The following is a 13,488-nucleotide window of genomic DNA, read 5'->3' on the forward strand; positions in this document are numbered from 1 at the left end:
CTTTGCGGGCTATGTCAGCTTCGATGATACTACACAAGAGGGTGATTTTCTATTCCCGAAAATTACTTTGAAACCTGAATAGAAGCTGTCATTCCAGCTTCTTTATGTCCTGGCAACGTACAAATGACCTGATAATAGCCAGCTTTATCAAAGCTAACGACCAGACTGTTCTTTTTGCCTGGTGCAGAGTGGATGTGAATATTGGTTCCAACAATTTCAAAGTCATGCTCAATTTGTCCGGTATTATCCAGGGTTATTTTGACTTTTTGACCTAAACGGATATGTATGGAACCGGGATTAAATGAATACTCCTTCGCCTGTACAAGTAATTCCATGTCTGTGCTTAAGTTAGCCTCGGGCTGGGAGGAATGGTCATGATCATGACTCAATTGAATATGGTGCTGATCGTCTGAAAATCGGGTGAAATCTTGAAGAGGGCTAATCTGAGTGAAAGCAAGAACAAGACCAATCACCAAAAACATCGAAATTGGCGTTGAGAATAAAAACGATCTTTGCTTTAAAAGTTCTGGTTTGATTTCCGATAGCAGCATGATAAAGAGGATAAAAATAACCCCGCTGAAGAGCATGGAAATGACCTTTACCGCGATCAACGTGTACGGTGAAGGCATCATCACCATGAGCATGGTTCCCATCATGCCCCCCATAATTCCGGATAACAATCCGTCCATTACAGCCATTACACTAATTGGCCCCCCGATTAAAGCCCCAACTGCTCCTCCAATTAACATGCTGATAACGGTCGACTGAAAAAATTGTCCCGGCAACCAAAGTGTAAGAATCGTTCCCATTGATAATCCAACAGACATTCCCATTGCCATGGCCGCCATCATGCCGACCATACAAGTCAATTGTTTTCGAAAGGCAAAAATAAATCGAGTTACCCATACTGTGAGAATACCGAATAAAATGCTTAGCACAATTTCGCTCATGTACTATTCCCCCTTACCCTATGTTAGATCCATATGGCTTGACCTAAGAATTTATGTCATAGGGGATAAAATGAAAGAATGCTGCCAAGTACCGGACTCTTAAGTCGAATAAATAAAGAACCATATTGACAATAGGGTAGGGGGCTATACTATAATGAATCTGTGATCCGGAAAAATATGGCTCCCCTACACACTGATTTTTTAAGACGGCCGTCGCGAGTGCTTAGGTGAACCCTTCGGACATTTTAGATTAGAACGGAGGTATAAACATGTCTACGCAACCACAGGCTTTATCGCAAGCCGATCCTAAGCGTTGGAAAGCACTTGCCTTGCTTTGCCTTGCAAATTTTATGGTGATTATGGATACCTCGATTATTGGGGTAGCATTACCGGCTATTAAAGAAGCACTTGGATATACGCAGGAAAGCTTGCAGTGGGTATTTAACGCATATGTCATTTTCTTTGGCGGTTTGCTGTTGCTCGGTGGCCGATTATCCGACCTTTTCGGTCAACGAAACATCTTCATGTGGGGTTTCTCTATCCTAACCTTAGCCTCCTTGCTTGCAGGATTGGCATGGAGTGATGTGGCGCTTAACGTTGGCCGCGCATTGCAAGGATTCGGTTCCGCTCTAATTGCACCGTCTGCATTAACGATTGTCATGATGCTGTTTAGCGGAAACCCAAAGGAACTAGGCAAGGCTCTTGGCTTCTGGGGCGCTTCCGCAGCGGCAGGAGGGTCTGCTGGCGTGTTTCTTGGAGGAGTGATTACCGAATGGCTGAGTTGGAAGTGGACGTTTCTAATCAATGTTCCAGTCGGTATTCTAGCCTTATTATTAGCCCCGACCCTGTTGTCGAAAGGGCTGCGCAGAAAAGGGAGCATTGATGTCGTTGGCTCCATGTTTGTCACAGCTGCTTTGGTTTTGATTGTATACGGCATTGTAACAGCAGAACATAATGGATGGAGATCGCCGTCCACTCTATGGACCATCATTTCGGGAGCCGTACTTTTCATTCTCTTTCTCATCATTCAGGCTGTTAAAAAAGAACCTCTGGTACCGCTTCGAATATTTAGAGCGCCAAACCTGGCTGCCGGGAATATCGCGCTCATCATGCTGTCTGGAGGATGGATCCCGCTTTGGTATTTCCTCAACCTTTACATGCAGCAGGTTTTGAAATTTACCGCCTTCGCCGGTGGGGTTGCTTTGCTTCCGATGACGATACTGATTGCGATTTTCATGATGTTCATTACAGGGAAATTGATTGGGAAGTTCGGAATGAAAGCCAATTTAGTGATCGGTTTGATCGCTCTTGGAGTATCCATGTTGTTGTTTTCCGGAAATACACCGGTAGACGGTACTTTCGTTGCGAACGTCCTCCCGCCATCGTTATTAGGGGCGTTGGGTATGTCTCTTGCCTATATCCCGGCAACTATGGCAGCTATGTCAGGGGTGAAACCGGAAGAGGCAGGCTTAGCATCTGGCCTGGCGAATACCAGTTACCAGATAGGCTCGGCAATTAGTTTAGCCATTATGGTGGCTATCGCTGCAGGAGCAACAGCTTCCCAAACAGGAGTTGATTCATTAATAGCTCTGAATGTTGGATTTCATCAAGCATTTTTTTGGTCCAGCATCGTGGCCTTTGCAGGAGCTGTTTTAGCATTTCTCTTTATTCGTTCGCCAAAACAAGGGTAATCAAACGGTCCGGCAGCAATGTGATTACGAGAGGTCTCCGGCCAAACGAATGCTTGGCTGGAGACTTCCGTTGAATAATTCTTTCCCAATACCCCTTTCAAACGAATTGCATTGTATAGGGGGTGGGAGTATAGTATAATGACTTGTAAGGGAGGCGAATCAGATGAGCGTTGATGCGGATTTGCTGGAGCATGTAAGTGAAGATGATTCCAGTTGTTGCGGGGCTGATGGATCAGAGCGAAAAAGCCATCATTCGGATAAAGTGAAAAACAGCTTAATTAGCCGGTTAAATCGAATAGAAGGACAAATACGTGGTATTAAAGGGTTAATTGAAAAAGATACGTATTGTGATGATGTACTGAATCAAATTGCTTCGGTTCAATCCGCTTTGAACGGGGTCGGAAAGCTCTTGCTGGAGAATCATCTTAAAAGCTGCGTCATCGAGCGGATCCAGGAAGGGGATACCGAAGTTTTGACAGAGCTTATGACAACCATGAATAAACTGATAAAATAAGATCGAGCAGCAGTCGCTGCTTTTTCTTTACATAAAAATATAGGGTGCTGGGGTATTGTAAAAACATGTTGACTGATATAGGGTAGTGGGGTATTCTAATTGACAAGGAGATCGATGGAAATGAAAAATAAGGAATCGATGAAATCATTTCCTGAGCATCGAAAATCAAGTCAACTTCATCCGAAAGCAAAGCATGCGATCGGGCTGAGACTAAATCGGATTGAGGGGCAGGTTCGCGGCTTACAGAGGCAAGTGGAACGGGATGAATATTGTGATCAGATCGTAAACCAACTTGAAGCTGTCCATTCCGCTCTCAATGCAGTAGGCATTCTGCTTCTATCGAACCACTTGGAATCATACGTCGCGAGAGCTAGCTCAAGGTGTAAGGATTCCATCACACAGGAAATGCTAATAACATTGAGCATTTTGATTAAAAGAAGGGATGATGAAAAATGAAAAACATTACATTGCAAGTTGAAGGTATGAGCTGCCAGCATTGCGTTAATTCCATTGAAGGGGCTCTCAAGGAAATTGGTGCAGCCGGCAAGGTCGATCTGAAGAACAATTCGGTGGACGTATCATTCGATGAAAATCAAATATCGATCGAACGTATCAAAGAAATCATCGAAGAACAAGGTTACGACGTGGTGTAATCTCATCCGACAACAGGGAGTGAAAGATCGTGGAAGCAACCGCTATTCAGGAAACGAAGCAAACGACTTTGCAAATCACGGGTATGACTTGTGCAGCTTGTGCTAACCGCATTGAAAAAGGCTTGAATAAATTGGAAGGCGTCACTTCCGCCAACGTAAATTTTGCTTTGGAAAAAGCGAGTGTTACCTATGATCCAGTGAAAGTTGGCGTTGGAAATTTGGAAGAAACCATAAAAAAACTCGGATATGATACGGCCAAAGATGTGGCTCAGTTTAAACTGGAAGGGATGACGTGCGCCGCATGCGCGAATCGGATCGAGAAGGGACTTGGCAAGATGCCCGGCGTTACAAGCGCCTCCGTCAACTTTGCGATGGAAACAGCACGTGTCGAATATTCGCCGGGTGAAGTATCGATCGAGGATATGCAAAACAAGGTCAAACAGCTCGGCTATAAAGCCATCACGAAGCAGGAAAACGAAAAAGCGGGAAATCATCGTGATCATGAAATTCGCCATCAAAAACGGAAATTGCTCATTTCGGCGATTCTTTCCTTCCCGCTTTTGTGGAGCATGGTCGCTCACTTTTCGTTTACCTCATGGATCTACATGCCGGAAGTGCTTATGAATCCATGGTTCCAGCTTATCTTGGCTACTCCGGTGCAATTTTATGTCGGAAGGCAGTTTTATGTAGGTGCGTATAAAGCGCTTCGTAATGGCAGTGCTAATATGGATGTTCTGGTTTCGCTCGGAACCTCGGCCGCTTATTTCTACAGCCTCTATCTGACAATCGATTGGTTCGCTCGGGGAGGTAGTGTCCATCACGGACCATCCTTGTACTATGAGACTAGCGCGATCTTGATTACGCTGGTCATTTTGGGGAAACTGTTCGAATCGCTCGCCAAAGGCCGCACATCGGAAGCAATCAAATCTTTGATGGGTTTACAGGCGAAAACAGCTTTGGTTGTTCGTGATGGTCAAGAACTGACAGTTCCGGTGGATGAAGTCATCGTAGGGGATATCGTGCTTGTACGTCCCGGAGACAAAGTGCCGGTAGATGGAGAAGTGCTTGAAGGTGTGTCGTCTGTAGATGAATCGATGCTCACAGGCGAAAGCCTTCCTGTGGAAAAGAAAACCGGCGACTCGGTCATCGGTGCCACGATCAACAAAAACGGCATGCTCCGAATTAAGGCAACGAAAGTCGGCAAAGAAACGGCGCTTGCCCAAATTATTAAAGTCGTGGAAGAAGCACAGGGCTCCAAAGCGCCGATTCAACGGGTAGCGGACATCATTTCAGGCATTTTTGTTCCGATTGTCGTGGGGATCGCAGTTGTCGCGTTTTTGGTATGGTATTTCTTCGTTACGCCAGGTGAATTTGCAAATGCTTTGGAAAAAGCGATCGCCATCCTCGTCATTGCTTGCCCTTGCGCGCTTGGTTTGGCAACGCCGACTTCCATCATGGCAGGTTCCGGTCGCGCCGCGGAGCTCGGGATCTTGTTTAAAGGCGGCGAGCATTTGGAGCAAACGCATAAGATCGACGCGATCATTCTGGATAAAACCGGCACCGTTACGAAGGGGAAACCGGAGCTCACAGACGTGTTGACGGAAGGAAACGAAACGGACTTCCTTAGACTCGTCGGCGCGGCGGAAAAAAATTCGGAGCATCCGCTTGCGGAAGCGATCGTTGCAGGTATTCTAGAAAAAAACATCGAGCTGCCGGGTACAGAGTCGTTCGAGGCGATTCCGGGTTTCGGAATCAAAGCTGTGGTAGAAGGCAAACAAATGCTCATCGGTACTCGCCGGTTAATGGAAAAATACGAAGTGGATGCAAAGCACGCTTATGAATCGATGGCTCGTGTAGAGGAGGTCGGAAAAACAGCCATGCTCGTTGCGATCGATAACCGGTATGCAGGTATGATCGCTGTGGCAGATACGATTAAGGAAACATCGAAGGCCGCTGTGAGCCGCCTTAAAGAAATGGGAATTGAGGTCATCATGATCACAGGCGATAATGAACGGACGGCCAAGGCTATTGCGGCTCAAGTCGGCATTGATCATGTTCTCGCAGAAGTGCTTCCGGAAGGAAAAGCCGAAGAAGTGAAGAAGTTGCAAGCTCAAGGGAAAAAAGTAGCCATGGTCGGAGACGGTATTAATGATGCACCTGCCCTGGCAACAGCGGATATTGGGATGGCCATCGGTACCGGTACCGATGTGGCCATGGAGGCAGCGGACGTAACGCTCATGCGCGGTGATCTGTCCAGCATCCCAGATGCGATCTATATGAGCCGCAAGACGATGAGCAACATCAAGCAGAATTTATTTTGGGCACTTGGTTATAACACCCTCGGGATACCGATTGCTGCGATTGGTTTGTTGGCACCATGGGTAGCAGGCGCAGCGATGGCATTAAGTTCCGTTTCCGTTGTTCTCAACGCGCTTCGCCTACAGCGTGTTAAAGTACGCCACTAGTCGATGTGAAATAATTCGATAAATTCGAAAAGAGGTGGCTGGTCATGGGAGAGACAACAAAAATCGCAATAAGCGCGGGGATTCAAGTTGGGGGCAGCCTGTTCACACCGGAGCAGTTTGCCAAAATCGGTTCCGTCGTGGGGACGGATGCAAAAATCGAGATGACCCCGTTTAAACAGCTGTATGCAGAGGTGCCTCACGAGCGGCGCGATGTCATAAAAGAAGAGCTTGAGCGTTATGACCTTGAAGTGTATCCGGCAGGGTTTGTAACTAAAAGTCTGATTGCCTGTAATTTCTGTAAAGGGGCTGAGGAAGCTGGTTTGGATTCAGCTAGATCCTTAAATACAGCAATAGCAGGTATTGAGACGCCCACGCCCCTTAAGATTGGGTATGCGGGTTGTGCATTAGGTACAAGTGAGCCGTTGCTTAAGGATATCAGCGTTGTCAAAATGCGAGATACATTTGACATCTATGTCGGCGGTGAACCGAAGGGGCTTAAAACCTCCTTTGCCAAACTACTCATCTCAGGATTAACCGAAGACAAACTCGTTCCAGCCGTAACTGCCCTTATCCATTTCTATAAGGCACACGCGAAGGGTAAAGAAAAATTCAGCAAATTTGTGGACCGGGTTTCGCTCGAGCGGCTGCGGCAAATTGCAGGTTAACAGATACCTGGAGAGGAGGTGAAACCATGCAAGAAGCAACTGTTAAAATACAAGGCATGTCTTGCCGCTCTTGCGTTAGAACGATCGAAGGGGCTCTTGATTCGATTGGTGCTGAAGGTCACGTTAACTTTGAGCAAGGCACAGTACATGTTCAGTATGACGAAGCGAAAGTACAATTAAATGATATAAAGGAAGCCATCGAAAATAAGGGGTATAACGTTTTAGTATAAGGGCAGTTTAGTAGCAAGGAGTGATCCTGGATGACGGAACCAGTAAAAATTTATTCGATACCCACCTGCAGTGACTGCAACTATGCCAAACGTTATTTCAAAGAACACGAGATTGCCTATACAGATTTCAACTGTGAAGAAGACGCCAAGTATGCAGAGGAAGTCTGGAACTTGACTGGAAAACAAGTGGTGCCGACGATCGTGATCGGAGACAAGGTGTTTGTAGGATTTGCAGAAAATTTAAGCGAAATAAGTCAGATATTTAATTAAAGTTGGAACCCGGTGAATATGGCCGGGTTCTTGTTCAACATAATATGAGAAGCAGTATCTTTAACAATGCCGATCGAGCTCGATGATCGGAATTTCCAAATCGACGTTCCTGCATAAGATCCTAGATCATTCGATCCACGTATATGAAAACACGGAGCATCACATTCGACATAAAACCTGACCAATAACGAAAGATGATCAAAGCTTCATGAAATATGGTAAAATAATTTAATTCAAATATGTCGAATAGACTAGGAAAAAAGGCAAACCTGATCGAAAGACAGGGACGCAAAGCCACGGGTCTTCTGCACTAGTGCAATGATCGCCGGGTTACCCTCTCAAACCACACCAAGATGACAAGCAGGCACGCCAGTGAGGGGGCGTGTCTTTTTGTCATTTGAAAATAAAAAGAGGTGATCGATTATGAACAAACAAACAAGCTTTTCTGTAGAGATAAAAGATATGATCCGTAGGAACGGGAGTATCAAAGTATTACTGGCGGATGGTGACCTAGCTTGGCAACAGCGACTCGCTATGTTGCTTGAATCCGAGCCAGATATTTATTTATCTAACATCGTTTCGACAAAAGAAGAAGCGATTCGAGCGAGTGCACAATTAGACGTAGACGTAATGATCTTGGAAATGATTTTGAATTCGCCCAAACGAGACGGGCTGGACGCCGCAGCGGAGATTCTCAGAAATAAAGAGTTACCGATCATTGTCCTTTCTTCGATACAAGATCCGGAAGTCATGGTCGATGCAGTTGTTGCCGGAGCGGTCAATTATATTACAAAGTCCAACTATATGGACATACCGGTTGCGATCAGAGAAGCGCACCGACGTCAGTCCTCTCTCCATGCGGATGTCGCGACGATAATCCGTAATGAGATCGAGCTTATAAAGCGAAAAGAATTGCATTGCATGCTTACACCTACGGAAAAAGAAATTTTGCAACTCATAGGCTTGGGCTATCGGCAGACAATTATCAGAGAATTACTTGGCATTACTTCGAACACCCTAAAATCGCACGTTCGGCATATCACTCGTAAATTCGACACCCGGTCCATTCGAGAAGCAGCTGAGAAGGCGAAACGAAGAGGTCTGTATGATCTGCACTATGCTACGCGATTTAATGGGACTGAAATTTGAAACAAGCTTTGAGGAAATTCGAGGATATTTGACAAAAATGTCATGGCAGAGGGTGACAAAAAGATCACCCTCCCCATTCGAACTAATAATAGGTAAAATGAAAGGGAAATATGAGGAATAATAGGAACATTATCCCGTACCAAAGGAGGTGGAGAGAAAAAAGATGAATGCTGGAGATTGTTGTCGTGAATCGAAGTCTGAAGAAAATCAAAATGGGACAGGCTCTCGTAAAATGAAGAGGATGGTGCCTTTAACTTACGTAATGATGCGGCTGTCCCCAATATAACAATGAAGGGATGATCGTCATGTATCAATTAGAAACGGAGCGTGAATTATGTTTATTAGCATGGATTGATTTGCACTTCATTCAGCAGTTTTGCGGAAGGAGAGTTGTAGTATTTCTTGGAATTGGGGAGGGTGTTTGATGAATCTTACCCAACAGTCCATCCCCTATGAAAAAGTGGAAGCATGGCTTATGTCCTATAGTGATTGGAAAGCAAGGTTAGCATATGCGCAGGCAGAGCTTAAGCATATTCCGGGATTAACTAGGGCTTTGCATGAGTGGGTGAATCATGGCAATGGAAGAAAACAAGAACCATTATTGCGTACGGTCATTCATCGGATAGAGATCACTGAACATGAAATCCCGTTGCTATTATCGAGAATCGGATTGATCGATTACGCTTTCTCGGCTCTCACCACAGAGGAAATTTTGTTCGTTCGTCTACGATATTTGGATAAACTGGCGCTTTCGGTCATTATGGATCGCATTGCACTTTCTCGCCGCGCGTTCTTTTATCATCGGAAGCGAATTCTGCATAAAGTATATCGAAAAATCAAAGATCGGGCGGTCCTGTTGGAACTGGATTCCTTTGGAGACGACTGATCATATCATTACTTCAGAAGATGCACATACGCATCTTCTATTTTTATGGTTCGTGAATTGAAGAATATCACCTCAATCCCCCATCTTTTCAAACAGGCTCTTGGGTCTACCCCCATTTTTAGCAGTCAGTTCAATCTCTCCGAGTACGATTAACTCCTCACCAAGAGATGAGATGCCGTGAATCTTTCTTGCACCGAACATGCACCGAACGCTGCACTAGATTTGCTCTTGTTTTGCACGAATTGTGCACCCAATATGCACGATTTTCCTGATACGATGATAGTATAGCAAGCTTAAGGGCAGCCTACAAGATCATCGGCTGTCCTTATGTTTGTGAAGCGAGTATTGACGAAACGGGCATAACTTGTTCCATGGTTTCGTCATGTTTCCGCATTAAGTCGTACAATCATACCGATGAAAGGAGGGCGATGATGCGGTTCCTATTAATCTGTAATTTAGAAATAGGTAGATATGCCATCCTGAACTGGTTACATCTGTATTCATTCTATGCGCATTACTTTGCATTCCAGCCATTGAGCGCCGCTTCATTTTTTGCTGTGATCAGCAAAAAGAAGCGAAGCGCTCTTTTTATTTTCTAATTGAAACCCAAAAGAAGGTAGCTTTACAGTGACGAGTGCTGAAGGCATGTGATACGGGACAGTCAAAAAGGAGCGTTTGAACTAAAACGTAGGACAACACCATCATAATACAGACTGGATATTCCTCTCGCAATGGTGTTGCCATGTGAGGAGGGAAATTGATATTATGTGCCCCACGTTGCATGCAATGTCAAACCACGATCCTTTTATGTGTTTTTTCGATTCGTATGGCTCATAACGTCTCAACGATGGATATTACTATCAGACTTGGCTGCAAATCAGCATTGGATTGCTGAGCGGCAAGGTCTTTTTTATTTTTGTAACAAAATCAAAAAACGTTTTAAAGGGAGCTTGGGCTGTCGCTCTCCCCCTCTATTTTGGTTTGCAAAAAAACCAAAATGGAGGGGCGAATATGAAAAGGATTAATTTGCGGGACATGTATCCCTATATCAAAGCGGATGTATGGATCGACCTAGATGATGAAGTGGCACAAGAAATCCGCCGTTTCGACTTAAACGAAAACGCATACAAATTGCGCACCTATCGTCATCGCGCTTATTATTCGCTTGATCGGAACGACGGTATAGAACAAGATATTCTATTCCTTTCGATTTCCCCGGAGGAATATTACGAGCGTAAGCTTTCCAATGAGCAGCTTTATGCGGCTATGTGTCGATTACCGGAAAAATCGTTCAGACGAATTTATGCTCACTTTTTCTTAGGCATGAGCAAAGTAGCGATTGCCCAAGCTGAACAAGTTGATGAACGGGCAGTACGAAAATCTATTGAACGCGGCTTAAAACAAATGGCGCAGTTTCTCAAAAAAATGTGATTGCAGTAGGTCAAAGGGTCCGATTTGCTTGCCAAAATGAACAGAAAGGTAAAGAGCTTTATGTAGGCGGCGGCTGGTTATAACCAGCCGCTCATTTTCCATGAGAGGGGCAGGTAACAATGAATCCGATTCGATTTCGAGATGCTGAACACGAAAGTTTCTACTATCGGATGCTGGATGAAAGGAAATGCAGCGACGGCTATCATCGGGCACTTTTCTACACATTAGGTATTTCCCGCGATACTCGGAGTCATATCCGCGATTTGTTTGATTTTTCTAATGGGGGCATTAAACCCGGAGGTCTCGCAGCCTCGTGGCAAACCGGTAGTTCTATCCGCGTGTGCAGGCTTGCTTTTAATCTGTGGAATGGCTGGACGGAAAAAGGTGGGGAACGCTACTCTACTCCCCACGAATTATTCGATTGCAGCTACGCTCCCTATTTTTTTGAAGCGATTCAACTTCGTTATCCGGATTATTGCCGAAGCCAGGAGAAGAATTTCAAGCGGCTGAACGAACAAGTTCGTTGAGTGGCAACCAGCTAAGGGAGTGGAATAGATGAAGGATATTAAAACGAGGACTGTTGTGAAAGACATTAAACGTTTGGACAGACTGCCAAACTTGATGGATCGTGTAAAACATTCAAGCGCTCGCACAAAACAGCATATAAACAATGAAAAGACAACTTCGCAATCTCCAAATGAATATGCGCAGCACCATTCTGCATCGGCCATAGATAAAACGGTACGTTTTCAAGTTGGAATGAGCGTGGTTGCTAGCAAAAGATTGATAAGGCTCATTCAAAAAAGGCGGGCAAAGTCAGAGGGGGATATGGTATCGGTGCAGAACCCCGCTGCTATAATTACTAAACCTTCAGGTACACATCAATTGCGACTTGCCCGTAGGTTGCATCTCCGCAAGCCGGTAGATGGGAAATATCTCTTATCAGCTAACCATCGCTCAAAAAAACAACGCTTTATTCGAAGCCGGGTCAATGCCCGGCTTCTGCATCCTTCTCGCAAAGATAGCTTTCCTGACCGAATTCGGGAAGGTAGACATCAAGAACCAGCCGGGAAAAAAGGAGCATTTGCCGCCGCGGCATCTCATTCAGCAAATGTACGCGGGAATCGCCCAAAAGCGCTAACGTCCGAAAGTTTGAGGAAGCGGCATTTCAGGCCACCGTCATCCCGAATCCCCTTCGCAATATCCAAGCAAGCAGGCCATATGATCAAACGTAAAGAACGGAAGTTCAAGACAATATCGCCATTTATTAAAACGGGACAACGGCTAGGGCAGGCTAAAAGCCATTCTGATAATCAAGCGGAAGGAAAAATGAATAGCGCCAGGACAGCGCAGCGGACTGGACAGATGGCGATGACTGCCCGCCGCTCCATTCAAAGGGCACAAGCTGCCGCGCGATTAAATCTTCGGATCATTAAAATGGTAGTAAAAGCAGCTGCTTTGCTTGTTAAAGGGGTAGCCGCGCTTTTGGGGATTAGTAGCACCGTTATTGTATTGCTGTGCATTGTTATGGCTATAGCTGCTGTCATTTCCTCTCCGTTCAGCATCTTTGTTTCCGGTGAAAACACGGATGCCGATGTAAAGCCGCTTTCCCGAATCGTTCAAGAGTTGGACATTGAGTATGCCGACCGACTGGCAGAAATACAGCGGTCCTCTGGCCGTGTAGACCGGGTGGAGTTTCATTACCCCGGTAGCGCGGACAACACGCGAATAGATAATTGGATGGATATTATAGCCGTTTTTGCCGTGAAGACTGTCATGGATTCAGAAAACGGAATGGATGTAGCAACACTTGATGCAACAAGGATCGGGATCATCCAATCGGTGTTTTGGGACATGAATCAACTGGAATCCCATATCGAAACGATTGAACATACGGAAAGCGTTACGGTAGAGCATGAAGATGGGACTACCAGCGAAGAGACGACTACCAGCTATGAACACATTTTGCATATTACCGTTTCGAGCAAAACTGCGGAGCAACAGGCTGAATCTTATCACTTTACAAATGAACAGATGGACATCATGAAGGAAATGATGTCTGGAGAGTTTCGGCCATTCATGTTTGCGATGCTGGGTAAAGAAACGGATATTGGCTTGACGCCGGGGCAGCTTGCGGATATTGGGCAGCATTTGCCCGAGGGAGAAATAGGCAGCGAAGTCGTCAAATTGGCGCTAACTCGTTTAGGTGATCCGTACAGTCAGCCGAAGGCCGGACAGGATGACTTTACAGATTGTAGCTATCTCGTTCAATGGGTTTATCGACAGCTAAGCATTAACCTGCCACGAACCGCAGCGGAACAAGCAAGATTTTGCGTAGAAAATGGCCTGACAGTAAGCGTGGTAGACCTGGCTCCCGGCGATCTTGTATTTTGGAGCTACGAGCGTAATGGCAGGTTTATGGATATAACTCACGTTGGCATTTATGCGGGGGATGGCAAAGTTGTAGATGCTTCCTCAAGTCGGGGACAGGTGGTGTACCGCAATCTATTTGATTCGGACAAGCAAGTGTTGTTTGGAAGACCTCATATTCAGGGGTAGAACTGGATTTTCGTATTTCAGTGGA

General features: G+C 45.5%; 14 protein-coding genes and 1 riboswitch. Of the genes, 13 read left to right on the forward strand and 1 reads right to left on the reverse strand.

Translation table 11 applies throughout. The features are described 5' to 3' along the window. Positions 1-62: 62 nt before the first annotated feature. On the reverse strand, positions 63-950 hold the full coding sequence (locus tag B5M42_RS10205; protein ID WP_134752346.1) for a cupredoxin domain-containing protein: 888 nt from the start codon (positions 948-950) through the stop codon (positions 63-65). A gap of 269 nt (positions 951-1,219) precedes the next feature. Between B5M42_RS10205 and B5M42_RS10210 the strand changes: the two genes are divergently transcribed. The 13 genes from B5M42_RS10210 (at position 1,220) to B5M42_RS10270 (ending at position 13,463) form a co-directional block, all read left to right on the forward strand. Continuing rightward, positions 1,220-2,641: an MFS transporter gene (locus B5M42_RS10210; protein ID WP_134752348.1), complete on the forward strand. Its 1,422-nt coding sequence runs from the start codon at positions 1,220-1,222 to the stop codon at positions 2,639-2,641. Between the two features lie 163 nt (positions 2,642-2,804). Then, entirely contained in the window at positions 2,805-3,155 is a 351-nt protein-coding gene (locus B5M42_RS10215; RefSeq protein ID WP_134752350.1) for a metal-sensitive transcriptional regulator, read from the forward strand. 120 nt (positions 3,156-3,275) lie between these two features. Beyond that, on the forward strand, positions 3,276-3,611 hold the full coding sequence (locus B5M42_RS10220) for a metal-sensitive transcriptional regulator (RefSeq protein WP_167689833.1): 336 nt from the start codon (positions 3,276-3,278) through the stop codon (positions 3,609-3,611). Then, positions 3,608-3,808 carry a copper ion binding protein gene (locus B5M42_RS10225; protein ID WP_134752354.1) on the forward strand — a complete coding sequence of 67 codons (201 nt, stop codon included), beginning with the start codon at positions 3,608-3,610 and terminating at the stop codon, positions 3,806-3,808. The genes B5M42_RS10220 and B5M42_RS10225 overlap by 4 nt, the downstream gene beginning before the upstream one ends. A gap of 29 nt (positions 3,809-3,837) precedes the next feature. Next, positions 3,838-6,273 carry a heavy metal translocating P-type ATPase gene (locus B5M42_RS10230; RefSeq protein ID WP_134752356.1) on the forward strand — a complete coding sequence of 812 codons (2,436 nt, stop codon included), beginning with the start codon at positions 3,838-3,840 and terminating at the stop codon, positions 6,271-6,273. Positions 6,274-6,317: 44 nt separating this feature from the next. Then, complete coding sequence (locus tag B5M42_RS10235; protein WP_134752358.1) at positions 6,318-6,938, forward strand: NAD(P)/FAD-dependent oxidoreductase; 621 nt, start codon at positions 6,318-6,320, stop codon at positions 6,936-6,938. 26 nt (positions 6,939-6,964) lie between these two features. After that, positions 6,965-7,168 carry a heavy-metal-associated domain-containing protein gene (locus B5M42_RS10240; RefSeq protein WP_134752360.1) on the forward strand — a complete coding sequence of 68 codons (204 nt, stop codon included), beginning with the start codon at positions 6,965-6,967 and terminating at the stop codon, positions 7,166-7,168. Positions 7,169-7,198: 30 nt separating this feature from the next. After that, positions 7,199-7,438, forward strand: coding sequence for a glutaredoxin family protein (locus tag B5M42_RS10245; protein ID WP_134752362.1), 240 nt, complete (start codon positions 7,199-7,201; stop codon positions 7,436-7,438). A 252-nt stretch (positions 7,439-7,690) separates the two neighbouring features. Further along, positions 7,691-7,776, forward strand: a riboswitch (cyclic di-GMP riboswitch). A gap of 85 nt (positions 7,777-7,861) precedes the next feature. Continuing rightward, a complete protein-coding gene (locus tag B5M42_RS10250; protein ID WP_134752364.1) occupies positions 7,862-8,587 on the forward strand; it encodes a response regulator transcription factor in 726 nt (241 codons plus the stop codon). A 424-nt stretch (positions 8,588-9,011) separates the two neighbouring features. Beyond that, positions 9,012-9,473 (forward strand): hypothetical protein, encoded by a 462-nt coding sequence (locus B5M42_RS10255; protein WP_134752366.1) that lies wholly within the window; start codon positions 9,012-9,014, stop codon positions 9,471-9,473. 1,011 nt (positions 9,474-10,484) lie between these two features. Further along, the gene (locus B5M42_RS10260) at positions 10,485-10,904 is read left to right on the forward strand and encodes an RNA polymerase sigma factor (RefSeq protein WP_134752368.1); all 420 of its coding nucleotides are present in this window, start codon (positions 10,485-10,487) and stop codon (positions 10,902-10,904) included. Between the two features lie 119 nt (positions 10,905-11,023). Next, positions 11,024-11,431 carry a DUF6075 family protein gene (locus tag B5M42_RS10265; protein WP_021877429.1) on the forward strand — a complete coding sequence of 136 codons (408 nt, stop codon included), beginning with the start codon at positions 11,024-11,026 and terminating at the stop codon, positions 11,429-11,431. Between the two features lie 28 nt (positions 11,432-11,459). Next, on the forward strand, positions 11,460-13,463 hold the full coding sequence (locus tag B5M42_RS10270; protein ID WP_209280695.1) for a C40 family peptidase: 2,004 nt from the start codon (positions 11,460-11,462) through the stop codon (positions 13,461-13,463). Positions 13,464-13,488: the final 25 nt, after the last annotated feature.

Source organism: Paenibacillus athensensis (assembly GCF_004514475.2).
Lineage (GTDB): Bacteria > Bacillota > Bacilli > Paenibacillales > NBRC-103111 > Paenibacillus_AL > Paenibacillus_AL athensensis.

Bases quoted from the DNA above. Each gene is read 5' to 3' on its own strand.
- B5M42_RS10205 (WP_134752346.1), bottom strand. From the start codon at position 950: ATGAGCGAAATTGTGCTAAGCATTTTATTCGGTATTCTCACAGTATGG.
- B5M42_RS10210 (WP_134752348.1), top strand. From the start codon at position 1,220: ATGTCTACGCAACCACAGGCTTTATCGCAAGCCGATCCTAAGCGTTGG.
- B5M42_RS10215 (WP_134752350.1), top strand. From the start codon at position 2,805: ATGAGCGTTGATGCGGATTTGCTGGAGCATGTAAGTGAAGATGATTCC.
- B5M42_RS10220 (WP_167689833.1), top strand. From the start codon at position 3,276: ATGAAAAATAAGGAATCGATGAAATCATTTCCTGAGCATCGAAAATCA.
- B5M42_RS10225 (WP_134752354.1), top strand. From the start codon at position 3,608: ATGAAAAACATTACATTGCAAGTTGAAGGTATGAGCTGCCAGCATTGC.
- B5M42_RS10235 (WP_134752358.1), top strand. From the start codon at position 6,318: ATGGGAGAGACAACAAAAATCGCAATAAGCGCGGGGATTCAAGTTGGG.
- B5M42_RS10240 (WP_134752360.1), top strand. From the start codon at position 6,965: ATGCAAGAAGCAACTGTTAAAATACAAGGCATGTCTTGCCGCTCTTGC.
- B5M42_RS10245 (WP_134752362.1), top strand. From the start codon at position 7,199: ATGACGGAACCAGTAAAAATTTATTCGATACCCACCTGCAGTGACTGC.
- B5M42_RS10250 (WP_134752364.1), top strand. From the start codon at position 7,862: ATGAACAAACAAACAAGCTTTTCTGTAGAGATAAAAGATATGATCCGT.
- B5M42_RS10255 (WP_134752366.1), top strand. From the start codon at position 9,012: ATGAATCTTACCCAACAGTCCATCCCCTATGAAAAAGTGGAAGCATGG.
- B5M42_RS10260 (WP_134752368.1), top strand. From the start codon at position 10,485: ATGAAAAGGATTAATTTGCGGGACATGTATCCCTATATCAAAGCGGAT.
- B5M42_RS10265 (WP_021877429.1), top strand. From the start codon at position 11,024: ATGAATCCGATTCGATTTCGAGATGCTGAACACGAAAGTTTCTACTAT.
- B5M42_RS10270 (WP_209280695.1), top strand. From the start codon at position 11,460: ATGAAGGATATTAAAACGAGGACTGTTGTGAAAGACATTAAACGTTTG.